The 25,487-nt window shown below is 69.5% G+C and carries 22 protein-coding genes; 15 read left to right on the forward strand and 7 right to left on the reverse strand.

Annotation, left to right across the window (positions count from 1 at the left end; all coding sequences use genetic code 11):
• Positions 1-279: 279 nt before the first annotated feature.
• Positions 280-1,863, reverse strand: coding sequence for a DUF222 domain-containing protein (locus tag M2317_RS09970; protein WP_429459724.1), 1,584 nt, complete (start codon positions 1,861-1,863; stop codon positions 280-282).
• A gap of 264 nt (positions 1,864-2,127) precedes the next feature.
• Between M2317_RS09970 and M2317_RS09975 the strand changes: the two genes are divergently transcribed.
• Positions 2,128-3,318 carry a Cmx/CmrA family chloramphenicol efflux MFS transporter gene (locus tag M2317_RS09975; RefSeq protein WP_429459726.1) on the forward strand — a complete coding sequence of 397 codons (1,191 nt, stop codon included), beginning with the start codon at positions 2,128-2,130 and terminating at the stop codon, positions 3,316-3,318.
• A gap of 50 nt (positions 3,319-3,368) precedes the next feature.
• On the opposite strand, the gene M2317_RS09980 is transcribed toward M2317_RS09975, so the two are convergent.
• On the reverse strand, positions 3,369-4,187 hold the full coding sequence (locus M2317_RS09980) for an alpha/beta fold hydrolase (protein ID WP_429459728.1): 819 nt from the start codon (positions 4,185-4,187) through the stop codon (positions 3,369-3,371).
• A complete protein-coding gene (locus tag M2317_RS09985; RefSeq protein WP_429459730.1) occupies positions 4,184-4,618 on the reverse strand; it encodes an NUDIX domain-containing protein in 435 nt (144 codons plus the stop codon). The genes M2317_RS09980 and M2317_RS09985 overlap by 4 nt, the downstream gene beginning before the upstream one ends.
• A 123-nt stretch (positions 4,619-4,741) precedes the next feature.
• Between M2317_RS09985 and M2317_RS09990 the strand changes: the two genes are divergently transcribed.
• From M2317_RS09990 to M2317_RS10010, 5 genes are all read left to right on the forward strand, one after another.
• Positions 4,742-6,511: a Na+/H+ antiporter gene (locus M2317_RS09990; protein ID WP_429459732.1), complete on the forward strand. Its 1,770-nt coding sequence runs from the start codon at positions 4,742-4,744 to the stop codon at positions 6,509-6,511.
• A gap of 87 nt (positions 6,512-6,598) precedes the next feature.
• Positions 6,599-7,558, forward strand: a complete 960-nt coding sequence (locus M2317_RS09995) for an ABC transporter ATP-binding protein (RefSeq protein ID WP_429459734.1) — start codon at positions 6,599-6,601, stop codon at positions 7,556-7,558.
• Positions 7,559-7,560: 2 nt separating this feature from the next.
• Positions 7,561-8,316: an ABC transporter permease gene (locus M2317_RS10000; protein WP_429459736.1), complete on the forward strand. Its 756-nt coding sequence runs from the start codon at positions 7,561-7,563 to the stop codon at positions 8,314-8,316.
• 18 nt (positions 8,317-8,334) lie between these two features.
• The gene (locus M2317_RS10005; protein ID WP_429459738.1) at positions 8,335-9,429 is read left to right on the forward strand and encodes a sensor histidine kinase; all 1,095 of its coding nucleotides are present in this window, start codon (positions 8,335-8,337) and stop codon (positions 9,427-9,429) included.
• Positions 9,426-10,040, forward strand: coding sequence for a response regulator (locus tag M2317_RS10010; protein WP_429459740.1), 615 nt, complete (start codon positions 9,426-9,428; stop codon positions 10,038-10,040). The genes M2317_RS10005 and M2317_RS10010 overlap by 4 nt, the downstream gene beginning before the upstream one ends.
• 104 nt (positions 10,041-10,144) lie before the next feature.
• On the opposite strand, the gene M2317_RS10015 is transcribed toward M2317_RS10010, so the two are convergent.
• Positions 10,145-11,881 carry a thiamine pyrophosphate-binding protein gene (locus M2317_RS10015; RefSeq protein ID WP_429459742.1) on the reverse strand — a complete coding sequence of 579 codons (1,737 nt, stop codon included), beginning with the start codon at positions 11,879-11,881 and terminating at the stop codon, positions 10,145-10,147.
• 189 nt (positions 11,882-12,070) lie between these two features.
• Between M2317_RS10015 and M2317_RS10020 the strand changes: the two genes are divergently transcribed.
• From M2317_RS10020 to murQ, 7 genes are read left to right on the forward strand one after another with little or no spacing between them, the layout of a single operon-like run.
• Positions 12,071-13,750 (forward strand): circularly permuted type 2 ATP-grasp protein, encoded by a 1,680-nt coding sequence (locus tag M2317_RS10020; RefSeq protein ID WP_429459744.1) that lies wholly within the window; start codon positions 12,071-12,073, stop codon positions 13,748-13,750.
• Positions 13,744-14,670, forward strand: coding sequence for an alpha-E domain-containing protein (locus M2317_RS10025; protein WP_429459746.1), 927 nt, complete (start codon positions 13,744-13,746; stop codon positions 14,668-14,670). The genes M2317_RS10020 and M2317_RS10025 overlap by 7 nt, the downstream gene beginning before the upstream one ends.
• Positions 14,667-15,512 (forward strand): transglutaminase family protein, encoded by an 846-nt coding sequence (locus M2317_RS10030; RefSeq protein ID WP_429459748.1) that lies wholly within the window; start codon positions 14,667-14,669, stop codon positions 15,510-15,512. Before M2317_RS10025 ends, M2317_RS10030 begins: the two co-directional genes overlap by 4 nt.
• 26 nt (positions 15,513-15,538) lie before the next feature.
• Entirely contained in the window at positions 15,539-16,048 is a 510-nt protein-coding gene (locus M2317_RS10035) for a phosphoribosyltransferase (protein ID WP_429459750.1), read from the forward strand.
• Between the two features lie 46 nt (positions 16,049-16,094).
• Positions 16,095-17,198: a DUF998 domain-containing protein gene (locus M2317_RS10040; RefSeq protein WP_429459752.1), complete on the forward strand. Its 1,104-nt coding sequence runs from the start codon at positions 16,095-16,097 to the stop codon at positions 17,196-17,198.
• A 4-nt stretch (positions 17,199-17,202) separates the two neighbouring features.
• Positions 17,203-18,093 carry a BadF/BadG/BcrA/BcrD ATPase family protein gene (locus M2317_RS10045; RefSeq protein ID WP_429459754.1) on the forward strand — a complete coding sequence of 297 codons (891 nt, stop codon included), beginning with the start codon at positions 17,203-17,205 and terminating at the stop codon, positions 18,091-18,093.
• The gene (gene murQ / locus M2317_RS10050; RefSeq protein ID WP_429459756.1) at positions 18,083-19,018 is read left to right on the forward strand and encodes an N-acetylmuramic acid 6-phosphate etherase; all 936 of its coding nucleotides are present in this window, start codon (positions 18,083-18,085) and stop codon (positions 19,016-19,018) included. Before M2317_RS10045 ends, murQ begins: the two co-directional genes overlap by 11 nt.
• 6 nt (positions 19,019-19,024) lie before the next feature.
• Here the strand turns inward: murQ and M2317_RS10055 are convergent, their stop codons facing one another.
• The 3 genes from M2317_RS10055 to M2317_RS10065 are packed head-to-tail and all read right to left on the reverse strand — an operon-like array spanning position 19,025 to position 22,234.
• Positions 19,025-20,368: a Gfo/Idh/MocA family protein gene (locus M2317_RS10055; protein WP_429459758.1), complete on the reverse strand. Its 1,344-nt coding sequence runs from the start codon at positions 20,366-20,368 to the stop codon at positions 19,025-19,027.
• A 32-nt stretch (positions 20,369-20,400) separates the two neighbouring features.
• Positions 20,401-21,303, reverse strand: coding sequence for a carbohydrate ABC transporter permease (locus M2317_RS10060; protein WP_429459760.1), 903 nt, complete (start codon positions 21,301-21,303; stop codon positions 20,401-20,403).
• Entirely contained in the window at positions 21,293-22,234 is a 942-nt protein-coding gene (locus M2317_RS10065) for a carbohydrate ABC transporter permease (protein ID WP_429459762.1), read from the reverse strand. Before M2317_RS10065 ends, M2317_RS10060 begins: the two co-directional genes overlap by 11 nt.
• Before the next feature lie 264 nt (positions 22,235-22,498).
• Here M2317_RS10065 and M2317_RS10070 point away from each other — a divergent pair, with 264 nt between their 5' ends.
• Both M2317_RS10070 and M2317_RS10075 read left to right on the forward strand, forming a co-directional pair.
• A complete protein-coding gene (locus M2317_RS10070; RefSeq protein WP_429459764.1) occupies positions 22,499-23,824 on the forward strand; it encodes an ABC transporter substrate-binding protein in 1,326 nt (441 codons plus the stop codon).
• 22 nt (positions 23,825-23,846) lie between these two features.
• Positions 23,847-25,487 (forward strand): MGH1-like glycoside hydrolase domain-containing protein, encoded by a 1,641-nt coding sequence (locus M2317_RS10075; protein ID WP_429459766.1) that lies wholly within the window; start codon positions 23,847-23,849, stop codon positions 25,485-25,487.

Below are 25,487 nucleotides of genomic sequence, written 5' to 3' on the forward strand. Positions count from 1 at the left end.
ATGACCTCTCTCCGTGGCCGCCGAACGCGCCCGGTAAGGCAGGTTGGCGGCCTCGGGCGGTCGCGTGCAGGGGCGCCGACTATGTCCCTGCCGAAATACCCTGAAAAACGGACCGTTCGACGTTTTCGGCATGCGAATCGAGGCCTCGGGCCGAAGCGCTCCAACGAAGAGGCTTCGTGAGTTTGGAGCCGTCTCGACCTCGCGCCGCTCGCGCCCTACGGCGGGGTCGGCTTTGTCTCATCAACCGCCGACTCCATACCCACCCTCGTATGTCGCGCGTCATCCGCCGACCCATTGGGGGAGGAGGGGGCGTGGGGTGCGCCATTTCTGTTCGGGGTCCCACCAGGCGGGTCCGCGGATTTGGGGTTTGCCGTCGACCATGCGGATGTGCCAGCCGGATTTGTCGATGGTGAGGTGGTGCCAGAAGCAGAGGGGGACGCCGTTGCTGGTGCAGGTGGGGCCGCCGTGGGAGTGCTCCTCGACGTGGTGGATATCGCACCAGGTGGCGGGGACGTGGCAGCTGGGGATGATGCACTCCTTGTCGCGCAGCACGATCGCTCGCCGCTGGTAGGCGTTGAAGAGGCGGTCGGTGGTCGTGATCCCCACGATGCGGCCCTCGTCGAACAGGACGCGTTGGATCATCCCCTGGCAGGTGATGTGGGAAGCGACCGAGACGGGGACGGGGGCGTCGATGCCGGCGATGTGCGCCCATCCGGTGCCGTGCGCGAAGTCGGATGCTTCGACTTGGACGACCAGGGTCGGGGCTGCCCCGCCCAACGTGGGCATCTCGTCGTGGCGGGCTGCGATCGAGAGCGCTGCGGCGAGGGCGTCGTGCTGCTTCTGCGGCCTGGTGCGGGAATCGATCACGTGGCGGGGGTCGGAGTTGAACGGGTCCTCCGGTGCTCCGCACCCACCCGCCAGGTCATCGCCCGCACCCGCACCGGCACCGGCACCGGCACCGGCACCTGCACCGGCACCGAGTCCGGCGTCGTCGGTACTGCCTGTGAAGGCGACGCCGAGGTCGGCGGGGCCGGTGGTTCTGGGGTTGGTCTGCGCGTCGATGATGAGTTTCAGCTGCGCGTAGACCTCGGGCAGCAGGGCGCCTCGGATCGGGTAGACGCCGTCGCGGAGCCGCCCGAATGTGAGTGACCGGTTCACCGCGGCCTGCGCCTCGGACGGTGCAGATCCGTCCGGGTCGAGATAGGTGGCGATCAGTTGCGCGTACTGGCGCAGGTCGTCCGGCGTCGCCGCCGGACCCGCCTCGGCCCGACGGGCCTCGGCCGCGTCCGCCTCCGCCCCGTCGGTCTCGGCATCCGCGCCGCTGGGGTCCGTGACGGTGTCGTCGATGCCGCGGGCGCAGTCCGCCAACGCGGCATCGGCTCGCAACCGATCCGTCCCGTCGATCCGGCCCCTCGTCCGGTCGATCGGATCGATCGCGGCCAACAGTCCCGCGATCCCGACCACCCCGTCCAGCAGTGCCTCCCGCAGCGCGGGCCACCGGGCCGGCAGTCGGGCCCCGGTCGTGATCTCCGCATTCCGGTGCACCGCGTCCGCGGCCTTCACGACCCGCGACGCCCCGGACGCGTCGACCCGCAGCACCCGCTGCAGCAACTCGTTCATGTTCCGGCATCCGAACACCGCCGGGAACGTCGGCACCCCCGACCCCGCCGGACGCCCATCCACGCACGCGACCGTCTCGGTCACCAGCGCATCCAACCGGCGCTGCGCCTCACCCGCGAGCCGCAGCACATCCAGCTTCTCCGCATCCGACATCCCGTCCAACCCGGACGAACGCACCGCGGACTCGATCGACCCATCCAGGTCGGAGACGACCCTTCCGAGAACTGCCGCGGTGCTGTTCATAACTACTATTGAATACCCCGCCATCGACACTCAACCATAGAACAGATGATCTGTGGATAACTTCCGACACCGGGCTCCTGCTGTAACGTTCTGTGTCATGTCGAGTCCTGAATCAGACAGGTCAGGGGCTGTCGTTCACACCGCCAGCCCCATGATCCGCTGAAACGACGCCCGCCTTCCGAGCGGGCGCGATGCGGCGTACTCCGGTTGCCGGCCGTGGTGACGAGAAGAACCCTTTCCTGATCTCTCACCTCGGAGTACTCGATGCCTTTTCCCCTCTATCTGCTCGCCCTGGCGGTCTTCGTCATGGGCACCTCGGAGTTCATGCTCGCGGGGCTGATCCCCGCAGCAGCAGCCGACCTCGACGTCACGATCGGCGTCGCAGGGTTGCTGACCTCGGCGTTCGCCGTCGGCATGGTCATCGGCGCGCCGCTCATGGCAGCCTTCGCGCGTCGGTGGCCACCGCGGCTCACCCTGCTCGTATGCCTGCTCGCCTTCGCCGGATGCCATGTGATCGGCGCCCTGACGCCGGATTTCTCCGTCCTGCTCATCAGCCGCGCGCTCAGCGCCGTGGCGACTGCCGGATTCCTGGCGGTCGCACTGAGCACGGCGACCGCGCTGGTGGCACCCGATCGGAAAGGACGCGCGCTGTCGATCCTGCTCGCCGGCACGACGATCGCCACCGTCGCCGGTGTTCCGGCCGGTGCGCTCCTCGGTGAGGTGCTGGGCTGGCGTGCGACGTTCTGGGCGATCGCGCTGCTGTGCGTTCCCGCCGCTCTCGGAGTGCTCTTCGGCATCCCGGACGGGCGCCGGGCGCACGGCCTCGGCACGCCGACGCTCCGCGCCGAGCTCGGCGTGCTGGCCTCGCCGCCGCTCATCCTCGCGATGGTGCTCGGCGCGATGATCAACGGCGGCACGTTCGCGGTGCTGACCTACCTCGCCCCCGTCGCGACCGAGACCGCAGGGCTGCCCGATGCGTGGGTGCCCGTCGTCCTGGTGGTGTTCGGCAGCGGATCGTTCCTCGGCGTCACCATCGCCGGGCGGCTGTCGGATCGCCGGCCGGGTCTCGTGCTGGCCGTCGGGGCACCACTGCTCCTGGTCGGCTGGGTCGTGCTGGCGTCGACGGCCGGCTGTCCGGCGTCGCTGATCGCGATCATCTTCGTTCAGGGGATGCTGTCGTTCGGCGTCGGCAGCACTCTGATCGCGCGGGTGCTGTACGCCGCGTCGGATGCGCCGACCATGGGCGGCTCCTACGCCACCGCCGCGCTGAACATCGGTGCCGCGGCGGGACCCGTTCTCGGTGCGGTCGCGCTCGCCGGCTGGCGGGTTCCGACCGCGCCGATCTGGGTCGCCGGGATGCTGGTCGCGACCGCCCTGATCCTCCTGGGTGCGACGCGATCCGCGCGCAGAGCGAATCCATCCCGCCGGCGACGCGGTGACGCGGTGATGCGGTGACACCGTGGCGGTGACGCGGTGACACCGGGCCGGCTCGTCGCGGCGGCGCCTCACGCGCCGTCGCGACCCGCCGATCCCCACGCCTCGAGAATCCCCACCAGCACCCGTGCAGATTCCTCCGGCGCATCCCACGTGACGATGTGCCCGGCATCCGGGACCACGTGCTCCAGGACGCCCTCCGCCCGAGCCCACGCAGGCATCGCCGTCGCGATGTTCCCGGTGCGATCCTGTGCGCCGCGCACCAGCGCGAGCGGCACGGGAGTGCGGTACTCCGGATCGGGATCCACGAACGACACGGTGGCACGCCAGACATCCAGGAACACCGGCTTGGGCATCCGTGCGAACGTCGCCTCCGTGCGCGCGATCGCGTCCGATGTGACGGCGGAGGCCCGCGCCATCAGGCCGGGGAGCCGGTGCGCGGGGACCAGCGCCAGCGACGGCGCCGCCAGCCGCAGGGCGAGGCGCTCCCACCACGCGAGCGGGCCGGCATTCCACGTCGAATCCATCACGATCAGTCCTGCCGCGCGCTGCGGATGCGCACGCACGAACGCCTGCGCGAGGTTGCCCCCGAGCGAGTGCCCCACCAGCACGGCCCGGTCGATTCCGCAAGCGTCCAGCAGAGCCGTCAGGTCCTCGAGTGCGACGGACGCCGTGAAGCGGGTCCCCGCCGGCAGCATCGATTCGCCGTGAGCGGGCAGATCCCAGGCGATGACCCGGAACCCCGCACCCGTGAGTGCCGCCGCCTGTTCCGCGAACATGCTCCGGTCCATCCCAGCGCCATGGCACAGCACCACTGGAGGGCCGGCCCCGCCGGAATCCTCGAACGCGATCTCCGCGCGCCCGCGCGCGAGTCGCCGCACGGCCGTCATCCGTCCACCAGCGCGAACAGCGCCTCAGGCGCCCCGGCCGGGAACAGCGGACGCACGCCGTCCCGCAGATCCTCGATGGGCACCCACCGCACGGGCGATCCCTCGTCGAGGATGTGCAACTCGGCATCCAGCGGCAGCGCATCCAGCGCAGCGCACTCGACGGCGAAGACGTGCGCGACTTCGTGTCCTGGCGAACTCTCGTAGGTGAAGATGTTCTCCGTCACAGTCAGCACACGGGAGCCGTCGAGCACGACGCCCAGCTCCTCCAGGAACTCTCGCCGCAGCGCCTCGTCCGCCCGCTCTCCGAACTCGATGCCACCGCCGATCGCACGATAGAAGTCCTGTCCTTTCGAGACGTCCCGACCGGACAGGACCAGGACATGACCCTCCTTCACGGGCAGACCGACGCTGATGTTGCGGATGGCAGGCATACCAAGACCCTACGGCCCCGAACTCTCGCCCCGGCTGGTCCAGGGGAATACCCTGGCGTCGACGGACGCTGTGTCCTGAGCACGTTCGCGGACCGTCACGCGGCGACAGAGGTGGTGGTTCAGATGGAAGGTCTCGAGATCACAGTCCTGCTCGGGCTGACGATCCTGGTGGGCACGATGCTCGCGCCGCGACTGCGCCTGGCGCTGCCGCTGCTCCTGGTGGTCTTCGGGCTGCTGCTCGGCTTCGTCCCTGCGCTGCGCGAAGTGCAGCTGCCGCCGGAGACCGTGCTGCTGCTGTTCCTGCCCGTGATGCTCTTCTGGGAGAGCCTCACGACCTCGCTGCGATCGATCCGTCGCGACTTCCGCTACATCCTGCCCATGAGCACGCTGCTCGTGGTCGCCTCGGCGTTCGCGGTCGCCGGCATCGCCGTGCTGTTCGGGATGCCGTGGGAGATCGCCCTCATCCTCGGAGCCGCCGTCGCGCCACCGGATGCCACAGCCGTGGCCGCTCTCGGTCGGCTGCTCCCGCGACGCAGCTTCATGAAGCTGAAGGCCGAGAGCCTCACCAACGACGGCACGGCCCTCGTCCTGTACGCCATCGCGGTGTCGCTCGCGGTCGGCGGCCAGGTGACGCCGCTGTCGGTCACCTGGACGGTCCTCGTCTCGTACGTCGGGGGCATCGCGACCGGCGTCGCGGTCGCCGCGGCCGCCTGGCTGCTGCTGCGACGCGTGCGCACGACGATCACCATCAACGTCGCCCTGCTGCTGGTGCCGTTCACCGCCTTCCTGATCGCCGAGATGATGCACGCCTCGGGCGTGCTCGCCGTCGTCGTGGCGGGGCTCATCGCGGCCTACATCAGCCCGCAGATCAGCACCGCGGCCTCGCGCAGGCAGGCGGAGGCGGTCTGGCCGTTCGGCGTGTTCCTGCTCAACGGCGCCCTGTTCGTGCTCATCGGGCTCGAGGTGCAGTGGGTGGTCCACGAGACATCGCTGCGCGAAGTGGGCAGACTCGTGCTGATCACGCTGGTCGTCTGGGCGACCCTGTTGATCGTGCGGTTCCTCTTCCAGCTGCTCTCCGTGCCCTTCCAGCGTCTGGGCGGCGGCGCCGTGCACCCGCGCGGCCTGCGCACGCGGGCGCAGGTCGTCAGCACTGTGGCCGGGATGCGGGGAGCGGTGTCCCTGGCCATCGCCCTGTCCGTTCCGCTGACGACGTCGACGGGCGCACCCCTCGAAGGGCGCAACGAGGTCATCTTCGTCACCGCCGGAGTGATCCTGCTCAGCCTCCTCGTGCAGGGGCCGCTCCTTCCGGCCATCGTGCGCTGGGCCGGTTTCCCGGTGGATCACGCCGAGGACGAGGAGTACGAACTCGCCGAGCGCGCGATCTCCGGCGCCGCAATGTCCGCCCTCGACGCCCTCGCCGCCGAACACGGCATCAGCGATGACGTCCGCGATCGGATCCGGCGCGACGGGTACGAGGCCCTGGAGCTCGCCAACGCCAAGTCGATGGCGAGGGAGCGTGCGCTCATCGACGCCGAGGTGGGCGCGATGGAAGAGCTGCTGGACGCGCCGGACCCGCTCGCTGCGCCCCGGGCGACCGAGGCCGAGGAGGGCAGAGCCGACCTCGAGCCGACCGGAGCGGCGGCCGCAGCGCCGCGCGACGGCGCGATCCTGCAGATGGTGGCGGCATCGGCCCAGGTCGATCTCGTGCAGCGCTCGCCGCTCGTGCGGCACGAGGAGTACTCCCGCCTGAAGCTCGTTCTGCTCGATCACAAGCGCGAAGTGCTGCTGAGCCTGCGCCGCTCCGGGACGGTCGATGACGTCGTCGTGCGCCGCATCGCGGCGCGCCTCGATCTGGAACAAGTGCGGCTGCAGGGCATCGAGGACATCGACTGAGCAGACGAACGGGCATGACACGCGTCATGCCCGACTGATGACATCGCCCTCCGGCATCCAGGCTCGACGCACAGCCAGGCTGGAGGCATGAACACGATCACGCAGGCGCAGCCCGCGACGACCAGCACCTCCGCCGGCGCGATCATCGACATCGCAGGACTCCGCCGTCATTTCGGGCACGGTGACCGTCGCGTCCAGGCCGTCGACGACGTCACGCTCCGCATCTCGCGCGGCGAGGTGGTGGCACTGCTCGGGCCGAACGGCGCGGGTAAGACGACCACTCTCGACATCCTGCTGGGGCTCTCCGACCCCAGCGAGGGCACGGTGCGCGTGCTCGGCGAGCGTCCTGGGCAGGCCACGGCACGGGGCGCGATCGCCGCCGTGCTGCAGACCGGCGGCCTGCTGTCCGACCTGACCGTGCGGGAGACGGTGAGCCTCGTGGCATCCCTGTACGGCCGCGCTGCGCTCGCCCGTGTGCCGGAGGTGCTCGAGCGCGCCGACATCGCGGAGCTCGCCCGCCGCCGCGTGTCGAAGTGCTCGGGCGGCGAGCAGCAGCGCATCAAGTTCGCCCTCGCCCTCGTGGCCGACCCCGAGATCCTCGTCCTCGACGAGCCCACCGCCGGGATGGACGTGACGGCCCGTCGCCACTTCTGGGACGTCATGCGCGCGGATGCCGCGGCCGGCCGCACCATCGTCTTCGCCACGCACTACCTGGAAGAGGCCGAGCAGTTCGCCCACCGCACCGTCGTCATGCACCGGGGCAGAGTGGTCGCGGACGCGCCGACCGCGCAGCTGCGCGCCGGACTGGGCGTCCGGCTCGTCTCGGCCACGCTTGCGCAGGATGCACCGGATGCCGTCGACAGCCTCCTCGCGGCGCTGCACGCCGACGACGGCGTCACCGACCTGCGTCGTGACGCGGAGCGCGTCAGCCTGCGTGCCGCCGACTCCGACGCCGTCGCCCGCGTCCTGCTGGCCGCCGGAGCGACCGATCTGGAGATCGCCGCTCCCACCCTCGAAACCGCCTTCACGGCCCTCACGGAGGACTGACCATGCTGATCTCACCGACCATGCTGCGCATCGAGGGCGTCCGCCAGTTGCGCAATCCCTACACGCTCGCGTTCACGCTCACGATGCCGGTGGTGATGTACCTCCTGTTCGGAGGCGTCGCCGCCTACGGCGACCAGTCCGCCGGCCATGGCAACGTCGCGTTCTCCGTCATGGTCTCGATGGCGGCCTACGGCACGGCGGTCGCCATGAGCTCGCTCACCTCGCTCGCCGCGGCCGAGGCGAAGCAGGGCTGGGGGCGTCAGCTCGCCATGACCCCGCTCAGCACCGCAGGGTATGCCGCCACCAAGCTGATCACCGCCGTCGCCTTCGCCGCTCTCGCAGTGCTCGCCGTCTTCGTCGCAGGTGTCCTCACCGGTGCCGAGGCCGATGACCTCTGGCGCTGGGGCGCGTGTGCCGCGATCATCCTCGGACTCGGCCTGATCTACGGGCTCTACGGCCTGGGCGTCGGCCTGTTCTTCAACTCCGATTCGGCCGCCGCGCTGGCATCGATCTCGCTGACTTTCTTCGCTTTCTTCGGCAACGTGTTCATGCCGTTGGACGGTGTCATGCTCGACATCGCCCGGTTCACGCCGCTGTACGGCTATGTCGCGCTGAGCCGCTGGCCGCTGACGGACGGTGCGTTGATGTCCGGCCAGAGCGACCAGTTGTGGGCGGTGCTGCTGAACGTCGCGGTGTGGCTGCTGGTGTTCGTCCTGCTCGTCTTCGCCGGGATGCGGCGTGCGCGTTCGCGCCGCTGACGTGGCAAGGTGTGTTCCGTGACCAGTGAGAGAGCCGATGCGCAGAAGCACCCGTGGGAGCGCTTCTCCCTGGTGATGGCCCTCATCTGGCTGGTGTTCCTGATCTATCCGATCGTCGCGCTGGTGCGCTCCCAGGCGGCGATGGGGTGGATCGTCGTCGGCTGGGTCGCCCTTGGCCTGTTCATCGCGCTCTACGTCGTCGGTGCTGTCCGTGGAATGCGCAGCGAAGCGCGGATCGGCTCACCGGTCGGACCGGGACCGTGGCTGTTCTACGCAGGACTGATCGTCTGCGCGCTGCTGTCGGTGCCGGCCGAAGGCGGCGCTGCGCTGAGCTTCCTGCCGTTCATCATGTCGTTCGCGGCTTTCGGCCTCACCCGCGTCTGGCACTGGATCACGTCCTCCGCCGCTCTCGTCATCGCGGCCCTGTTCGTCTTCCTCGCCCCCGGCGGCATCGGCTTCGTCACCGTTCTCATCATCATCGCGCTGCTCGCCGTCATGAACACCGTGTCGACGTCACTGATCAGGCGCTCAGCCGAAGCCGAGCAGCTCGGGCTCGAACTGGCCACGAGTGAGGGCCGCGAGGCCGTGGCCCGCGATGTGCACGACCTGATCGGTCACTCGCTGACGGTCGTGCGCTTGAAGTCGCAGCTCGCCAGGCGCCTGATCGACTCCGATCCGGAGCGGGCGAAGGCGGAGCTCGCCGACATCGAGTCGCTCACGGCCGAGGCGATCGCGGGGGTCAGAGCGACGGTTTCCGGCGCGCGGACGGTCACGTTGGACGAGCAGCTCGCCGCGAGCAGTGACGCGCTGCGTGCCGGAGGCGTTGCGCTCGCGGTGGACGGCGACCCGGCGGCGCTGTCGCCGGCGCAGGCGCTCACCGCGACCTGGATCCTCCGCGAAGCGACGACCAACGTGCTGCGCCATGCCGGCGCGTCCCGCGTGCGCGTGCGCGTCGCCGCAGGGCATCTGTCCATCGCGGACGACGGCCGAGGCCGCGGCGCCGGCGAAGGCAACGGCGTCCGGGGTATGCGCGAGCGCGCGGCCGCATCCGGGGCGCGATTCCGACTCGAGGACGAACCGGCCGGTGGCACGGTCGTGGAGGTGACGTGGTGAGCGACAGCATCCGATTGGTGATCGCCGACGACCAGGCCCTCGTCCGAGGCGCCCTCGCCGCGCTGCTCGAGCTCGAAGGCGACCTCGTGGTCGTGGGCGCTGCGGCGGACGGCGACGAGGCGGTGCGGCTGGTGCGCGAGCACGCGCCGGACGTGTGCCTGATGGACATCCAGATGCCGGGAACCGACGGCATCGACGCGACCACACGGATCCGGGAGGCCAGCCCCGGCACGCGAGTGCTGATCGTGACGACCTTCGCCCGCCCCGGCTACCTCCGTCAGGCACTGGATGCCGGAGCCAGCGGGTTCGTCGTTAAGGACACCCCTGCCGAGCAGCTCGCCGACGCCGTGCGGCGGGTGCACGCCGGTTATCGTGTCGTCGATCCGGCGCTGGCCGAGGAGAGCCTGTTCACCGGGACGAGCCCGTTCAGCGAGCGCGAACGCCAGGTGCTGCGGCTCGCGGCGGACGGCCGGTCGGCGGCGGCGATCGCCTCCGAGGTGTTCCTCTCGCCGGGCACCGTGCGCAACCATCTGTCGTCGGCGATCGGCAAGACCGGCGCCGCCAACCGCGCCCAGGCGGTCCGCATCGCGCAGGACAACGGCTGGATCTGAAGCGCGTCCTCGTCTTCCGCACGTGCGGTCGGAGCGGACGCCGGTCGGCAGGCACGCACGGGCCCGCGTGCGGCGGCACCCCCGGCGAGCCGGCACGAGCCGTTTCAGGAGTTCACGCGGATGATCTCCTGCTGATACGGCGCGATCACGTCGCCTGAGATGCGCAGGTCCAGCAGCAGGAAGCGCCGAGATGCGGCATCCTCCGCGGTCCACGAGCCCAGCCGGTCGAGGTCCGCCAGCGTGCGTACGACCACGCCCTCGGCGCCGACCGCCGCGGCGAAGGCGGCGAAATCGACCTCGGGGATGCGCATCGGCTCCTCGGCGAGCCCCTTCAAGCCGTACAGGTTCACCTCTGCGCCGTACGCCGCGTCGTTCCAGATCACCGCGCACCCGCGCCCGCCGGCCGTGCGGACGGCGGATTCGAGGTCCGCGATCGCCATGAGACCGCCGCCGTCACCCGAGGTGAGCACGATCGTCGCCTCCGGACGGGCGCGCGCCGCGCCGACGACGCTGGGCCAGCCCTGACCGATCGCCTGGAACGCGGTGCCGACCATCATCATGCGATCGGGTGATGCCACCGGCCAGTACATGTTGGCCCAACCGATGAAGTGGCCGCCGTCCGAGACGACGACGCGATCGTCGGGGAGCAGCTCGGCGATCCGGCGCGCGGCCGAACGCGGGTCGAGGCGGCCGTCCGCGGCGAGGGCGTCGCCGGGCGCGTACGCCCGCGCGGCGGCGACGTCGACCGACTCGCGCCACGGCGCCGACGAGGGTCGCGCAGAATCGCGCTCATCTCGCACGATCTCTCCGGAGTCCCGCGAGCTCCGCACCGTTCTGTGCGAAGCGCGCGTCGCGGCAGCCGCGCTCCGCAGCCGCGCGACCAGCTCCTCGGCGACGAGCCGCGCATCGCCGCGGACGTATCCACCCACGTGCGCGTGGGTCGCGGCCGGCGCGACATCCACCTGGTAGACCTGCGTGCCGGGCGAGAACAGGGCGCCGAAGCGCATCGTGAACTGGTTCAGAGAAGCGCCGAACACGACCGCGACATCCGCCTGCGACACCAGTTCCATCGCGCCGTCGGCGCCGAAGCCGCCCGTCACACCGAGATCGGACTCGCCGCGCGGGAAGATCCCTCGCCCGAGCGCGGTGGATGCCGTGAGCGCACCGGTCTCATCCGCCAGCCGTCCGAGCGCCGCACCGGCCCCCGCGAGCCAGGCACCGCGGCCGGCCAGCAGGAACGGCCGCTCGGCACCGGCGAGAGCCGCGGCGATCTCGTCCAGCATCCCCTCGGCGAAGGCGCCGGCAGGCGCGAGCGGCGCTGGCAGCCGGAGATCCCCGCCGTCGGCGACCGCCGCGACCTCGAGCGCCGCCACGTCGTACGGGATCGCCAGCACCACAGGGACCCGGTACCGCAGCGCGTGCTCGATCGCGATGACGGTCGTGGCCGCGGCATCCGCTCGTCCGACCGTATACGTCCGCGCGCCGACGGCCGAGGCGAGCGCGATCTGGTCGACATCCCACGGGCGAGGGCCCGAGGTCGGCTCGTCGCCGACGACCAGCACGAGGGGGATGCGCGCCTGAACCGACTCCGCGAGCGCGGTCAGCGTGTTGGTGAAGCCGGCGCCGTAGGTCGCGGTTCCGGCGGCGATGCGCCCCGAAGCGCGGTAGTGCGCATCGGCCGCGACCACCGCACCCTGTTCATGCCGGACCGCGGTGAACACGGCCGAGGTCCGGGTCTCGATGGCATCGAGGAAGTAGGCGTTGCCGTTGCCCATCACGCCGAAGACGGCGTCGATGTGCTGAGCGAGGGTGCTGGCGACGTGGGCGGAGACGGTGGGCATGCGAAGGCCTTTCGACACGGACGGAGATGAGGTTCCGTATGTGTCTCGCCCTGCGGCGTCATCGCCGCGGTCTTCGTGCCCCTTTTTCGGGCACCGGCGTCTGCTGCCGGACAGGCCGATTCTATCCCCGACGCACGGGCGACGCGACGACGTAACGTGCGCGAAACCGTCGCACGGAAACATGCCCTCATGGAGTCGTTGTTCACCGGATACGCCACGGGCCGGATCCGCAAGGGAACCGCCCCGTGGGACGAGATGTTCCCCGCGGGCGTGGTGCCAGGCGGCGCGGAGGTGCGGTCCTCGTACCGCGACATGTACCCGGCGCTGGCGCGCATGGACGACGCCGAGCTGCGGGCTCGGACCGAAGCGCTGGCGAGTTCGTATCTCGCTCAGGGCGTCACGTTCGACTTCGCGGGCGAGGAGCGGCCGTTCCCGCTCGACGTCGTCCCGCGCGTGATCGCCGCCGACGACTGGTCGTACGTCGAGGCAGGAGTCGCGCAGCGCGTCAAGGCGCTCGAGGCGTTCCTCGCCGACGTGTACGGGCCGCGTGCGGCGGTGCGCGACGGGGTCATCCCGGCATCCCTGATCAGCTCGTCCTCGCACTTCCATCGCGCGGCGGCAGGGATCGTCGGCGCCAACGGCGTGCGCATCCACGTCGCGGGCATCGACGTGATCCGCGACGAGACCGGGGCCTGGCGGGTGCTCGAGGACAACGTCCGAGTGCCCAGCGGCGTCAGCTACGTGCTCGCGAACCGGCAGGTGATGGCGCAGACGCTTCCCGAGCTGTTTACGAGCCTCCGGGTCCGGCCGGTCGTGGACTATCCGAGCCGGCTGCTCCAGGCGCTGCGCGCCGCAGCGCCGCACGGCATCGAGGATCCGACGGTCGTGGTGCTGACGCCTGGCGTGCACAACTCCGCCTACTACGAGCACACGCTGCTGGCGCGGATGATGGGCGTCGAGCTCGTCGAAGGGCGCGATCTGTTCTGCTCCGGCGGTCGGGTGTGGATGCGCACGACCGCGGGCCCCACGCGCGTGGACGTGATCTACCGCCGGGTCGACGACGAGTACCTCGACCCGCAGCACTTCCGGCCCGATTCCGTGCTCGGCGCGCCGGGGCTCATGCTCGCCGCGCGCCTGGGCAACGTCACGATCTCGAACGCCGTGGGCAACGGCGTCGCGGACGACAAGCTCGTCTACACCTATGTTCCCGAGCTCATCCGCTACTACCTCGGCGAAGAGCCGGTCCTCCCGAACGTGGACACCTGGCGCCTGGAGGAGCCGGATGCTCTGGAGGAGGTGCTGGATCGTCTCGACGAGCTCGTGGTGAAGCCCGTGGACGGATCCGGCGGCAAAGGACTGGTGGTCGGTCCGGATGCCTCGAAGCAGACGCTCGAACAACTGCGCCGCAACCTGATCGCCGACCCGCGCGGGTGGATCGCGCAGCCGGTGGTGCAGCTCTCGACGATCCCGACGCTCGTCGAGGACGGCTTCCGTCCCCGGCATGCCGATCTGCGCCCGTTCGCGGTCAACGACGGCGAGGGCGTGTGGGTGCTTCCCGGTGGCCTGACGCGGGTCGCGCTGCCGGAGGGGCAGCTGGTCGTGAACTCCAGCCAGGGCGGCGGGTCCAAGGACACCTGGGTCCTGGACCCCTCGGTGTTCACGGCGCCGACGACCGTCCTGGGCGGGATGGATGATGCGGCATCCGACGAGGTCTCGCTCGCGACAGGGGCGATCTCGGTCGTGGCCGCGGCGAGAGAAGAGCCGCACACGCCGTTCCGCTCGTCTCCGCAGGACGAGGACCTCGAACTGCGACACCACCAGCAGCAGCAGCAACAACAGCAGCAGGCCGGGGAGGTGGCGTCATGCTGAGTCGGATCGCGGAGGCGCTGTTCTGGATCGGCCGCTACGTCGAGCGCGGCGACGGCACCGCGCGGATCCTCGATGTGCACCTGCAGCTGCTCCTCGAGGACCCCTGGGTCGATGAGGACACCGCGTGCCGCGCGCTGCTGTCGGTGATGGGGACGACGGTCGAGTCCGCTCGGACGCTCGGTCGCGACGACGTCGTGCGGATGCTCGCCCTGGATCGTGAGCACGCGGCATCCATCGCGCACTCCGTCGCCTCGGCGCGCGAGAACGCGAGGCGGGCCAGGGAGATCATCTCGACCGACCTGTGGGAGACGCTGAACGAGACCAACGCCCGGATGCCGCGGCGGGTCGCCTCGGATCGCACCCACCCGTTCTTCCGCTGGGTGCGCGACCGGTCGGCGCTCGCGTTCGGCGTCGTCGACTCGTCGACCAGCCGCGACGAGGCGTGGCACTTCTTCTCGCTCGGACGCGCGATCGAGCGCGCCGACATGACGGCGCGCCTGCTCGCCACGCGCTCGCTGACCGAGGCGGGCGGACCGAGCTGGACGACCCTGCTGCGCAGCTGCGGCGCGTACGAGGCGCACCTGCGCAGCCACAGGGCGGTGCCGACGGCCGCGTCGGCGGTGGAGTTCCTGCTGGTCGACCGGCTGTTCCCCCGGTCCGTCCTCTCCAGCGTCCTGCGAGCGGAGGAGTGCCTGCGCGGCATCGACCCCGCCGTCGCTTTCGGCGGCGTCGACCGCGCGCAGCGGGTGCTGGGGCGTCTGCGCTCCGAACTGGAGTACCGCCCGATCGGCGACATCGTCCGGCAGCTGTCCGAGAGCATGGAGGAGGTCCAGGTGGGCGTGTCGATGGCGAGCGATGCGATCCGGGAACGCTATTTCCCCTCGATCGCGATGCCGATGTGGATCGGGGAGGCGCTATGAGCCGCCTGCGCATCGTGCACCGCACCGGATTCGCCTACGACGCTCCGGCGACGGCGTCCTACAACGAGGCGCGGATGCTGCCGCACTCGCGCGAGGGACAGTTCGTGCTGCAGGCATCGCTGGAGATCTCCCCGGCCGCGACCCAGCACTCGTACGTCGACTACTTCGACACGAGGGTGTCGACGTTCGAGGTGCTCACCCCGCACCAGGAGCTGGCCGTCACCGCGACGAGCATCGTGGATGTGCGCCCGAGTGCGCTCACCGAAGCCGACTTCGGCTGGGACGAGCTCGCCGCCCGCATCCCGACCTCGCTCGATCTCGCCGAGAGCCTGGAGCAGACTCCGGCCACAGAGCCGGATGACGAGATGCTCGGCATGGCCGCCAGGATGCGCGCGGCCGGCGCGTCGGTCGACATCACGGCGCGCGAGATCTGCCGCACGATCGGCAAGGACATGGAGTACCGCAGCGGCGTCACCGGAGTGAGCTCGACGGCGCGCGATGCATGGCCGACGCGTTCGGGCGTCTGCCAGGACATCGCACATGTCGCCCTCGGAGTGCTCCGCGCCGCCGGCATCCCGGCCCGGTACGTTTCCGGCTATCTGCACCCGGATGCCACGGCTCCCATAGGTCACCCCGTGGTCGGAGAGTCCCACGCGTGGGTCGAGTGGTTCGCGGGGGAATGGCGCGGCTACGACCCGACGAATCTCGTCGAGATCGGCGAATCGCACGTGTATGTCGGACACGGCCGCGACTACGGCGATGTCGCACCGCTGCGAGGCGTGTATGCCGGTCCGAGCGGTTCGGAGCTGTTCGTGTCCGTCGAGGTCACGCGGCTAGAGTGAGGGCTTCGGATACGAGGGGAACGCCAGTGACTGACGCTGCGATCGAACGCGAGACGCTCACCTGGGACGGGTTCGGTGCGGCGACGCGAGACCTCGCCCGCAGCATCCTGGACAGCGGCTTCGTGCCGGAGGTCGTCGTCGCGATCGCCCGCGGCGGTCTGCTGCCCGCCGGTGCGATCGCGTACGGGCTCGGTGCCAAGAACTGCGGCGCCATCAACGTGGAGTTCTACACCGGCATCGGCACGGTCCTGGATGAGCCGGCCGTGCTGCCGCCGGAGCTGGACATGGCCTACCTCGACGGCCGCCGAGTCCTGCTCGTGGACGACGTCGCCGACTCGGGTCGAACGCTCGCGCTCGCCGCCCACCTGCTGGAGGACATCGGCGCCGAGGTGCGCTCTGTGACCATCTACACCAAGCCATCCACGATCATCCAGCCGGACTACGCCTGGAAGGACACCGACCTGTGGATCGACTTCCCGTGGTCGTACAAGGGCACCGTGCGTGAAGAGGATGAAGGGCTCCCGCCGACGGCGTGACCCCCGGTGACATCGGCGGTGCACGTGCAGGCCCTATCGTGAGGGCATGCACACTGCCGACGTGAATCCCGTGACCGACTGGGTCGGCCGATTCGTCCGACGACCGGGGGAGACGACGATCTCACTCGAAGCCGTGGCGCTGCTCGTCGGCGCCGGATTCTTCGTGGTGGCCTTCCCCGTCGCGTTCTTCAGCTTCTGGGGCCGCACGCTCGAGATCGCAGGCCCAGGGTCGATCGGCGCCTTCGCCGCGGTCGGCGGCGCGATCGTCGCCCTGCTCGCGGTCGCGCTCGGACGCGTCGGCGTGCACGCGCGCGGCGCGCGACCGGTCGTGCGGCCTGACGGGCTCGCGCTGCCGGACGCGAATGTGCGCTGGTACGAGAGCGCCGCGATCGCCCTGGCGTACGGTGTCACGGCTCTGCTCGGCTGGGACGGGATCGCCGTGCTGCTGTCGCGCAGCTTCACCGGCGCACCGGTGTTCGCGTTCCCCGGGGCGATCCTCATCGCCGTGGCCTTCGCTCTGACCGCGTACGTCTGCTACCTCAGCGCCGCGACGCTCACGCCGATGTCGCTGTCGCTCGTGCTCGCGATCTTCCTGGTGGTCGGCGCCTTCGCGAGCATGCTCACCGCGACCGATCCGCTCTGGTGGCAGGACAACCTCTCGGCGCTGGGCATGTCGAGCAACGCCTCGGCGTGGATCTTCAACGGCACGCTCATCGTCGCGGGGATCATCGTCACCACGATCGGCCGATACGCCACAGCGCAGCTGCCCGTCGAGACGGCGAAGCAGCAGCGGGGGCGCCTGTTCGTGCGCATCGCGCTGGCGCTGATCGGACTGTTCCTCGCCTGCGTCGGAATCTTCCCCGTCGACGAGTTCTTCCTCGTGCACAACACGGTCGCCACGGGCATGGCCGTGGCCTTCGCCGGCGTCGTGATCGGACTGCCGTGGCTGCTGCCGACCATTTCGCGCGTGTTCATCGTCCTGGGCTACATCTATGTGGCGGTGATCGCCCTGCTCGGCGTCTTCTTCGCCACGGGGTACTACAACCTCACGGCCGTCGAACTGATCGCCGCGATCCTCATCTTCAGCTGGATCATCGTGTTCCTGCGCACGGCCAGCGTCGGGATGCCGGTACGCGAAAACGTAGACTGATCCCATGCGTGCAGCGGCGATCGATCTCGGCAAGACGCGCTGCCGACTCGTCATCGCCGACCCTGATTCTCCGGTCCGCCTGGACGGCGACGGCGCCCCCGGGCTTGCGGCTGCCGACGGAGTGGATGCCGCGCTCGACGCCATCCTGCCGCTGCTGGATGCCGCCGGGGGAGTCGTGGACGTGCTCGGCGTCGGCGCCGCCGGCGCCTGGGCCGCTCCTCTTGCCGCCCGCGGACTCGCCGAGGAGCTCGCCGCGCGCACTTCGGCATCCGTCGTGGTCGCATCCGACGTCGTCACGGCCCACGCCGGTGCCCTCGGCGGAGACACCGGCGTGCTGCTCATCGCCGGGACAGGGGCCGCCGCCCTCGGCGTCGACGGCGACGGCGTGCGGCTGATCGATGGATGGGGTCCGGAGCTCGGCGATCTCGGCAGCGGCTCCTGGCTCGGCCGCTCCGGCATCCGTGCGGTGCTTCGAGCGGACGCCGGGCTGGCGGAGCCGACCGCGCTCGCCGAAGCGCTGCAGGCGCATATCGCTCCCGATTCCGATGTGCACGCCTGGCTGGCAGGCCCCGTCCCCGTCGCACGTCGCCTCGCGAGTTTCGCGCCGTCGGTGCTGGATGCCGCGGCCACCGGAGACTCCATCGCCCGCGGCATCGCCGACGAGGCGGTGCGGCTGCTCGCGGCGTCCGCTGCGGCGGCATCCGGATCCACGACCGACGTCGCCCTCCATGGCGGGCTGACCGATCACGCCTGGTTCCGCGCCGCTCTCGAAACCGCTCTGCTCGCCGCAGGCCGCACGATCGTGCCGGCGCGCGGGGACGCCCTGGACGGCGCGCTGCTGCTCGCCGCGCGCTCTGATCTGCCCCACGAAAGGTATCTGCACCGTGTCGGATGACTCCTCCCGCTTCGCCGAGATGCTGGCCGAACTCTCCGGCCTGACGACCGAGGCGCACACCGCCGACCGCGGCGATCTCGATCTGCTCGGCACGATCGAACTCGTGCGGGCCATGAACGCCGAGGACCGTCGCGTCGCGGATGCCGTCGCCGAGCCAGCCGAGCAGATCGCGCTGGCCGTCGACGGGATCACCGAGCGCTTCCGCCGCGGCGGCCGCCTGATCTACATCGGCGCCGGAACCGCCGGCCGCATCGGAGTTCTGGACGCGAGCGAGTGCCCGCCCACGTTCGGCACCGATCCGTCGATGGTCGTGGGCGTGATCGCCGGTGGCGACACCGCGATCCGCTCCGCCGTGGAGGACGCCGAGGACGACGTGGATGCCGCCGTCGCCGACCTGGACCGGCTGTCCCTGACCGGAGACGACACGGTCGTCGGGATCTCGGCATCCGGACGGACGCCGTACGTGGTGAGCGGACTCGTGCACGCCCGCGAGGCCGGCGCGCTGACGGTGGCGCTCGCGGCGAACGCGGATTCCGCGATCGGAGCGGCAGCCGACATCGCGATCGAGGTCGTCACCGGCCCCGAATTCGTCTCCGGTTCGACCAGGCTCAAGTCGGGCACCGCGCAGAAGCTCGTCGTGAACATGCTGACGACGCTCTCGATGATCAAACTGGGCAAGACGTATCGCGGAGTGATGGTCGACCTGCTCGCGACGAACGAGAAGCTGCGCGTGCGCAGCGTTCGGACGGTGGCGCAGCTGGCAGGCGTCGGCGTCGCGGAAGCCTCCGACGCTCTCGGCCGGGCCGACGGCTCGGTCAAGCTCGCGCTGCTGATGCTGGCCACCGGTGCGGATGCTCCGGTGGCCGCCCTGGCGCTGGACGAGGCGAGCGGGATCCTGCGGGTGGCGATCAGCGCGCTGAGCTGAACCGGATCAACGCCGGACGAGCGCCTCGTGCGCGTCGCCGAGGTCCAGATCGGTGACGCGGACCGCCTGACCGGTCTCGAGCGACCGGTTGCCCGCGAGCCCGACGACCATGCTGCGCACCCCGTCGGTCCAGTCCGCGGTCCGACCGAGCGGATCATCGTCTTCCCCCACGAACACGTCGCGCAGCAGCAGGGCGTCTCCGCCTCCGTGCCCGCCGCCGCTGTCCGGGATCGGCACCTCTCGTGCGGTGGAGAAGTGCTGCTGCACGACCAGACGCTCTGAGACGGGACGGGCGAGGTCATCGGTGATGAGATCGGGTCGGGCGCTCGGGTCGACGACAGTCCTGCCGTCCTCGTCCACCAGCACGGATCCGCGCTCGACGACGGTCAGTTCTGCACGCCCCCTGGTCCCGTTGACGGCGACCGTGTAGCCCTCCCACGGGGAATGCGCGTTGAGCGAGTACGACATGGTGCTCCCGCGGGAGTAGTCGACGATCAGAGACAGATTGTCCTCGATCGTGATTCCGTCATCGAACACGTCGCGATCACGCAGGTAGCCGTCGAGATGCTCCTGGTCGAGGTAGAGACCGCGCCAGACGCTGTCGGTGCGCAGATCGAGGCTGAAGCGGTCACGCAACGGCGAATCCGTCGTGCCGCGTTCGGGCCGCGGCCCCATCCCGCGCCCACGGGCGTTGGCTGCTCCATAGAACCGCAGGCCGCCTGAGGCGAACACGCGGGTCGGGACGTCGTCGATCCACCAGTTGACCAGATCGAAGTGGTGGCTGGACTTGTGGATCAGCAGGCCGCCGGACTGCGACTTGTCCCGGTGCCAGCGCCGGAAGTAGTCGGCCCCGTGGCCGGTGTCCAGCACCCATTCGAAGTGGATGCTGGTGACCTCGCCGATCTCCCCGGAGGCGATGACCTGTTTCAGGGCGCTGTTCCGAGGCGAGTAGCGGTAGTTGAAAGTGAGGGTCACGGCACGCCCAGACCGCTCGACCGCCTCGGTGATGCGCCGGACTCCGTCGTCCGTCGTGGTCAGCGGCTTCTCGACCACGACGTCTGCGCCGGAGTCCGCAGCGCTCACGATCAGATCCGCGTGCGTGGAATCCGGTGAGGTGATGATGACGCGATCGATGTCGAGCTCGCGGATGATCGACGCGAGCTCGGACGGTTCGAATCTCCGCAGATCGCCGAGCGCGGGATGACGGTCCAGGGACCATTCGATGCGCCCGGGGTTCGTGTCGGCGACCGCCACCAGTTCCGCGACATCCGCGTGCGCCCCCGCCAGCGCCTCCAGATACATCTGCGCTCGTGAGCCGGTGCCGATCAGCGCATAGCGCGTCCTGCTCATTCGGGGTCCCTTCGATGGGGTCGTCGCGGTGTTCACTTGATGCCGCTGGTCGCGGCGCCCTTGATGAGGAACCGCTGCCCGAACAGGAAGACGAGGAACAGCGGCACGAGTGACACCACGCTCATCGCGAACATCGAGCCGTAGTCCGAACTGGACTGCGCATCCAGGAAGCCCTTGAGCGCCAGCGAAGCCGGGAAGAGCTCGGGCAGCCGAAGATAGATCAGCGGACCGAAGAAGTCCCCCCACGTCCAGATGAAGGTGAAGATCGCCGTCGTGGCCAGCGCCGGGACGATCAGCGGCAGTGTGATCTGGAAATAGCTGCGCGCGTGTCCGGCGCCGTCGATCCGCGCCGCCTCGAACAGTTCCTTGGGCAGCCCGCGGATGAACTGGACCATCAGGAAGACGAAGAAGGCCTCGGTGGCGAGGAACTTCGGCGCGATCAGCGGCAGGAACGTGTTCAGCCAGCCCAGCTCCTTGTAGATGATGAACTGCGGTACGAGCAGCACCTGGAAGGGGAGCATGATCGAGCCGAGCATGAGGGCGAACGCGAGATTGCGGAATCGGAACCGCATCCGGGCGAAGGCGTACGCGGCCATCGAACAGGACAGCAGATTGCCGAGGATCGCCCCGAACGCGATGATCGCCGAATTGAGCAGGAACAGTCCGAACGGATGCTGCAGGTCATTCCATCCGTTGACGTAGTTCTCGGTCGTCAGACGCGTCGTGAAGATGCTGAGGTCTCGGAAGATCTCGTCGTTCGGCTTGAGGCTGGACGCGACGAGCCAGATGAGCGGGTACACCATCACGATGCACAGGATCACCAGCGCGATGTGCTTGAGGATCGAGCGCCAGGGCGCCCGCCCCTGCCCTGGTCGGCGACGGCGCAGGGGAGCGGCGTCCGCCGGGCGGATGAGGGTCTCGGTTTCAGTCGTCATAGAACACCCAGTACTTGGAGAGCCAGAAGTTGAAGGCGGTGAAGGCGGCGATAACGACCAGGAGGAACCAGGCCATCGCCGAGGCGTAGCCCATGTCGAGCTCGGTGAACGCCTCCTTGTACAGCAGGAGCGTGAAGAACATGGTGGAGTCGCTCGGACCACCCGTCCCGCCCGAGACGACGTAGGCCTGGGTGAACGACTGGAAGGCGAAGATGATCTGCAGCACCAGGTTGAAGAAGATGACCGGGGTCAGCAGAGGGAACGTGATCGAGCGGAACTGACGGATCCGGCCCGCGCCGTCCATCGACGCCGCCTCGTAGTACATCGCCGGGATCTGCCGCAGGCCGGCGAGGAAGATCACCAGCGGAGATCCGAACGTCCAGACGTTCAGCACGATGAGCGTGCCCAGGGCGAAATCGGGGTGCCCGATCCATCCGGGACCGTCGATCCCGAACCAGGCGAGGACCCCGTTGACCAGGCCGTCCTTGCCGAAGACCTGGCGCCAGAGGATCGCGATCGCGACCGATCCGCCCAGCAGTGACGGGAGATAGAACACCGAACGGTAGAACGGCAGCCCGCGCATCCCCTTGTCCAGCAGCACCGCGAGCGCGAGCGCCAGGATGAGCTGCAGTGGCACTCCGATCAGTACGTACTCGACCGTGACGCGGAACGAGTTCCAGAACCGGGCGTCCGAGAACATCTGCACGAAGTTCTCGACGCCGGACCACGACGGCGGCTGAACCAGGTTGTAGTCGGTGAAGGACAGGTACAGGGAGGCCACGATCGGTCCGATGGTGAGCCCGAGCATGCCGATGATCCAGGGCAGCAGGAACACCAGCGCCGCCTTGTTATCGGGGTACTTCTCTCTGAAGCGCACGCCCGGACCGCGTGGGGCGCGGGTGATGGTGCGCAGTTCGCCGAGACTGCTCATTCGACCTCCTTGTCCTGCGTGAGCCGCTGCGCGAAGAGAAAGCGGTTTCACGAACAGGACGATTATTCACACCGACTGATCCGGAAGTCAAGTCGCGGAGTTTCAACGGAGGACGTCGTCTGCTCGGTACTGGGCTGATCATTGAGAAACGGAATCGTTGACAGCATCGGCGGGCGATGCTAGCTTGCGAGAAAGCGGTTTCACCGCTGATGAATCGTGACCTTTCCTCCTGCGGACGAAGCCCGCCCTATCGAAAGAGGCGCAATGACGCGTAGCACCCGGTCCCGCGCGACCGTACTGACCCTCGGATCCCTCGCTGCGGTTTCCGCTCTGGCGCTGAGCGGATGCTCGGGCGACTCGGGAACGACCGGCAACGGGTTCGACCCTGATGAGGAGATCGAACTGGAGATGTCCTGGTGGGGCGACGACGCCCGTGCGGCACTGTTCGACGAGGTCATCACGATGTTCGAAGACGAGTACCCGAACATCAGCGTGACGCAGACACCCGTCGGCTCGCCAGACGATCTGTTCAACCGTCTGGCCACGGACTTCGCGGGCGGGGGAGACACGGCGCCTGACGTGTTCGCGCTCGGCGGCGCGAAGCCTCAGGAGTACGGCGAGCTCGGTGCCCTCCTCGACCTCGCCACCGTGAGCGACGTCCTGGACTCGTCGCAGTACCCGGACTTCTCTCTCACCAACTCGACTGTCGACGACACCCTGTACGGTCTGCCGACGGGAGGGAACGCGACGGCGGCGTTCATCAACGCGGATGTGTTCGAGCAGGCCGGGGTGCCGCTGCCTGAGGAGGATTGGACCTGGGACGACCTCATCGACGCCGCCGTTGCGATCGGCTCGGCCGGTCTCACGACCGAAGGCGGTCAGCCGATCTACGGGGTCGACATGCGCATCGCCGACATCATCGGGACGTATTCCGGTCAGGTCAGCGAGGTCGGCATGTACGACTGGGACGGTCAGCTCGGAGTGGATGCCGAGCAGATCGCCGGTCTGTACGACATCGAGAAGGAGCTCTCGGACGGCGGTGGCATGCCCGACCCGTCGGTCGTGACGTCCGGCGTCGCACTCCCGCCGGATCAGCAGCTGTTCACACTCGGCCAGGCCGCGATCACCTTCGGCTACAGCAACCTGATGAACGTGTACGGCGCGGCCGGCGAGGACGTGCGGATCTCGCTGCCGCCCACGTCCACTGACGTCACAGGTGTCGCGCTGCTGCCGTCGGCATTCTGGTCGATCAACGCCGCGACCGAGCATCCGGAGGCCGCAGCCATGCTCGTGAACTGGTTCCTGAACGAACCGGCCGCCGCGGAGCTGATCCTGGACACGCGCGGCGTGCCGTTCAACCCTGACACACTCGCCGTCGTCGCCCCGCTCCTCGAGGGCCCGAGTCAGGTCGCCGCCGAGTACGTCGACGTCGTCCTCGAGAGCGGAGTCGTCGCGCCGCCGCAGCCGGCCGGCGGTTCGATCATGAACGAGCTGTCCCAGCGGATGGAGGCGGACGTGCTCTTCGACCGTGCGACGCCGCAGCAGGCGGGCGAGCAGTGGGTCGCCGAGCTCGGAGCGGCGCTGGAATGACGCGGGGCTCGGAGGGACGGCGATGACGGCTCGTGAGGCTGCGCTGCGGCGGATGCGCGTGAGCGACCCGGTCTCACGAGCCGGAATCACCGGAACCGGTCTGGGCGAGGGCATCGACGCGGCAGGGATTCGCTTCGCCGCAGTCGGAGGGCCGCTGGAGGAGCGGTGGCATGCGGCACTGACGGAACTGGCGGCCTGCGTCGCACCGGGACCGGACGGGCGGGACGTGCTCCGTGAGGGCGGCGGGTACTCCGGCACCTGGATCGAGAGCACCGGGTCCATCAGCGCCGACGTCGTGCGGCGGTGGGCGCCGGAGATCGCCACGCGGACGCTGGCCGCCTTCGCCGAGCATCAGCGCGAAGACGGCCTGCTGCCTTACAAGATCACGGCCGACGGGCCCGCCTTCAGCCAGATCCAGATCGTGACGCCATTCGCACGAGTGGTCTGGCGGCACTATCTCGCCACCGGCCGCGACCGTGCCTTCCTGCGCACGATGTACGACGCGATGGTGCGAAACGATGAATGGCTCGCGCGCCACCGCGACACCCGCGGCACCGGAGCCGTCGAGGCATTCTGCACGTACGACACCGGCCACGACCTGTCGCCCCGGTTCTGGTTCGCGCCCGAGCGCGCCTACCGATCGGACGCGCTGCACTGCGACCCGGATTCCGCGACGCTGCCCTACATCGCCCCGGATCTCACAGCCAACGTCGCCTGCCAGCGGGCCTACCTCGCTCGGATCTCCGAGGAGCTGGGCGAGGAGGGCGAACCATGGCTGGCCGCCGCAGAGCGGAGCAGTCAGGCGCTGTGGGCGGAGTGCTTCGACGAGGACGACGGCTTCTTCTACGACCTCGATCGGCGCGGTCGTCGCGTCCGGGTCCAATCGGATGTCCTGCTCCGCGTGCTCGCCTGCGAGGTCGGCGATGAGGAGTTCTTCGTCGAGAGCCTCCGCCGCTACCTGCTGAACACGAGGAAGTTCCTGGCGCACTACGGGTTCACCTCGATCGCGATGGACGATCCGCGCTTCGACAACGACGCGTCGCGGAACTCCTGGGGCGGGCCCGTGAACTTCCTCGCGCTCCTGCGTGCATCGGACGCTTTCGAGCATCACGGCCACCCCGCAGAGCTCGCGCTCGCCGCCCAGCCCGTGCTGGCCGCCCTCGCCACGGCCGATCGATTCCCGCAGTGTCTGGATCCCTGGTCCGGCGAGGCCGGTTTCGCCGAGGGGTATTCGCCGTCGATCCTGTGGCTTCTCGACGCCGTCGAGCGATGGTTCGGCATCCTGTCCGCTCCGGACGGCGATGTGTGGTTCTCGGGGCTCTCTCCGACCCGCCTCGGTCACGACGCCGCAGCGTCCGTCGTGGCCGTGTCGCGACGGACCGCCGCTGGTGCCTGGGAGCTGGCCGCGGATGACCAGCTCGTGGAGGTGCACCGCGACGGAGCTCCTGCCTTCTCGTTCCCCCGGGGGTGGCGCGTCATGACCGACGCGGACGGCGTCGTGCGGGGCGCGGTGAATCTGGCATCCGCTCCGGTCGCCGGAGAACTGGTCATCCGGGGGCGCGCACTGGCGCTGGAGCTGGCGCCGAACGAGCGGGTCGAGCTCGATGGCCTCACCGTCGTGGCACGCCATCGCACGACCTTCGTCGCGCCCGTCTTCGAGTGA

It is taken from the genome of Microbacterium sp. ZKA21 (assembly GCF_050434165.1).
Lineage (GTDB): Bacteria > Actinomycetota > Actinomycetes > Actinomycetales > Microbacteriaceae > Microbacterium.

What these genes read in the sequence shown, in the direction of transcription:
- M2317_RS10070 (WP_429459764.1), top strand. Translation starts at nt 22,499, where the DNA reads ATGACGCGTAGCACCCGGTCCCGCGCGACCGTACTGACCCTCGGATCC.
- M2317_RS09980 (WP_429459728.1), bottom strand. Translation starts at nt 4,187, where the DNA reads ATGACGGCCGTGCGGCGACTCGCGCGCGGGCGCGCGGAGATCGCGTTC.
- M2317_RS10055 (WP_429459758.1), bottom strand. Translation starts at nt 20,368, where the DNA reads ATGAGCAGGACGCGCTATGCGCTGATCGGCACCGGCTCACGAGCGCAG.
- M2317_RS10030 (WP_429459748.1), top strand. Translation starts at nt 14,667, where the DNA reads ATGAGCCGCCTGCGCATCGTGCACCGCACCGGATTCGCCTACGACGCT.
- M2317_RS10065 (WP_429459762.1), bottom strand. Translation starts at nt 22,234, where the DNA reads ATGAGCAGTCTCGGCGAACTGCGCACCATCACCCGCGCCCCACGCGGT.
- M2317_RS09985 (WP_429459730.1), bottom strand. Translation starts at nt 4,618, where the DNA reads ATGCCTGCCATCCGCAACATCAGCGTCGGTCTGCCCGTGAAGGAGGGT.
- M2317_RS10025 (WP_429459746.1), top strand. Translation starts at nt 13,744, where the DNA reads ATGCTGAGTCGGATCGCGGAGGCGCTGTTCTGGATCGGCCGCTACGTC.
- M2317_RS10060 (WP_429459760.1), bottom strand. Translation starts at nt 21,303, where the DNA reads ATGACGACTGAAACCGAGACCCTCATCCGCCCGGCGGACGCCGCTCCC.
- M2317_RS10075 (WP_429459766.1), top strand. Translation starts at nt 23,847, where the DNA reads ATGACGGCTCGTGAGGCTGCGCTGCGGCGGATGCGCGTGAGCGACCCG.
- M2317_RS10020 (WP_429459744.1), top strand. Translation starts at nt 12,071, where the DNA reads ATGGAGTCGTTGTTCACCGGATACGCCACGGGCCGGATCCGCAAGGGA.
- M2317_RS09970 (WP_429459724.1), bottom strand. Translation starts at nt 1,863, where the DNA reads ATGAACAGCACCGCGGCAGTTCTCGGAAGGGTCGTCTCCGACCTGGAT.
- M2317_RS10000 (WP_429459736.1), top strand. Translation starts at nt 7,561, where the DNA reads ATGCTGATCTCACCGACCATGCTGCGCATCGAGGGCGTCCGCCAGTTG.
- M2317_RS09995 (WP_429459734.1), top strand. Translation starts at nt 6,599, where the DNA reads ATGAACACGATCACGCAGGCGCAGCCCGCGACGACCAGCACCTCCGCC.
- M2317_RS09975 (WP_429459726.1), top strand. Translation starts at nt 2,128, where the DNA reads ATGCCTTTTCCCCTCTATCTGCTCGCCCTGGCGGTCTTCGTCATGGGC.
- M2317_RS10015 (WP_429459742.1), bottom strand. Translation starts at nt 11,881, where the DNA reads ATGCCCACCGTCTCCGCCCACGTCGCCAGCACCCTCGCTCAGCACATC.
- M2317_RS09990 (WP_429459732.1), top strand. Translation starts at nt 4,742, where the DNA reads ATGGAAGGTCTCGAGATCACAGTCCTGCTCGGGCTGACGATCCTGGTG.
- M2317_RS10040 (WP_429459752.1), top strand. Translation starts at nt 16,095, where the DNA reads ATGCACACTGCCGACGTGAATCCCGTGACCGACTGGGTCGGCCGATTC.
- M2317_RS10045 (WP_429459754.1), top strand. Translation starts at nt 17,203, where the DNA reads ATGCGTGCAGCGGCGATCGATCTCGGCAAGACGCGCTGCCGACTCGTC.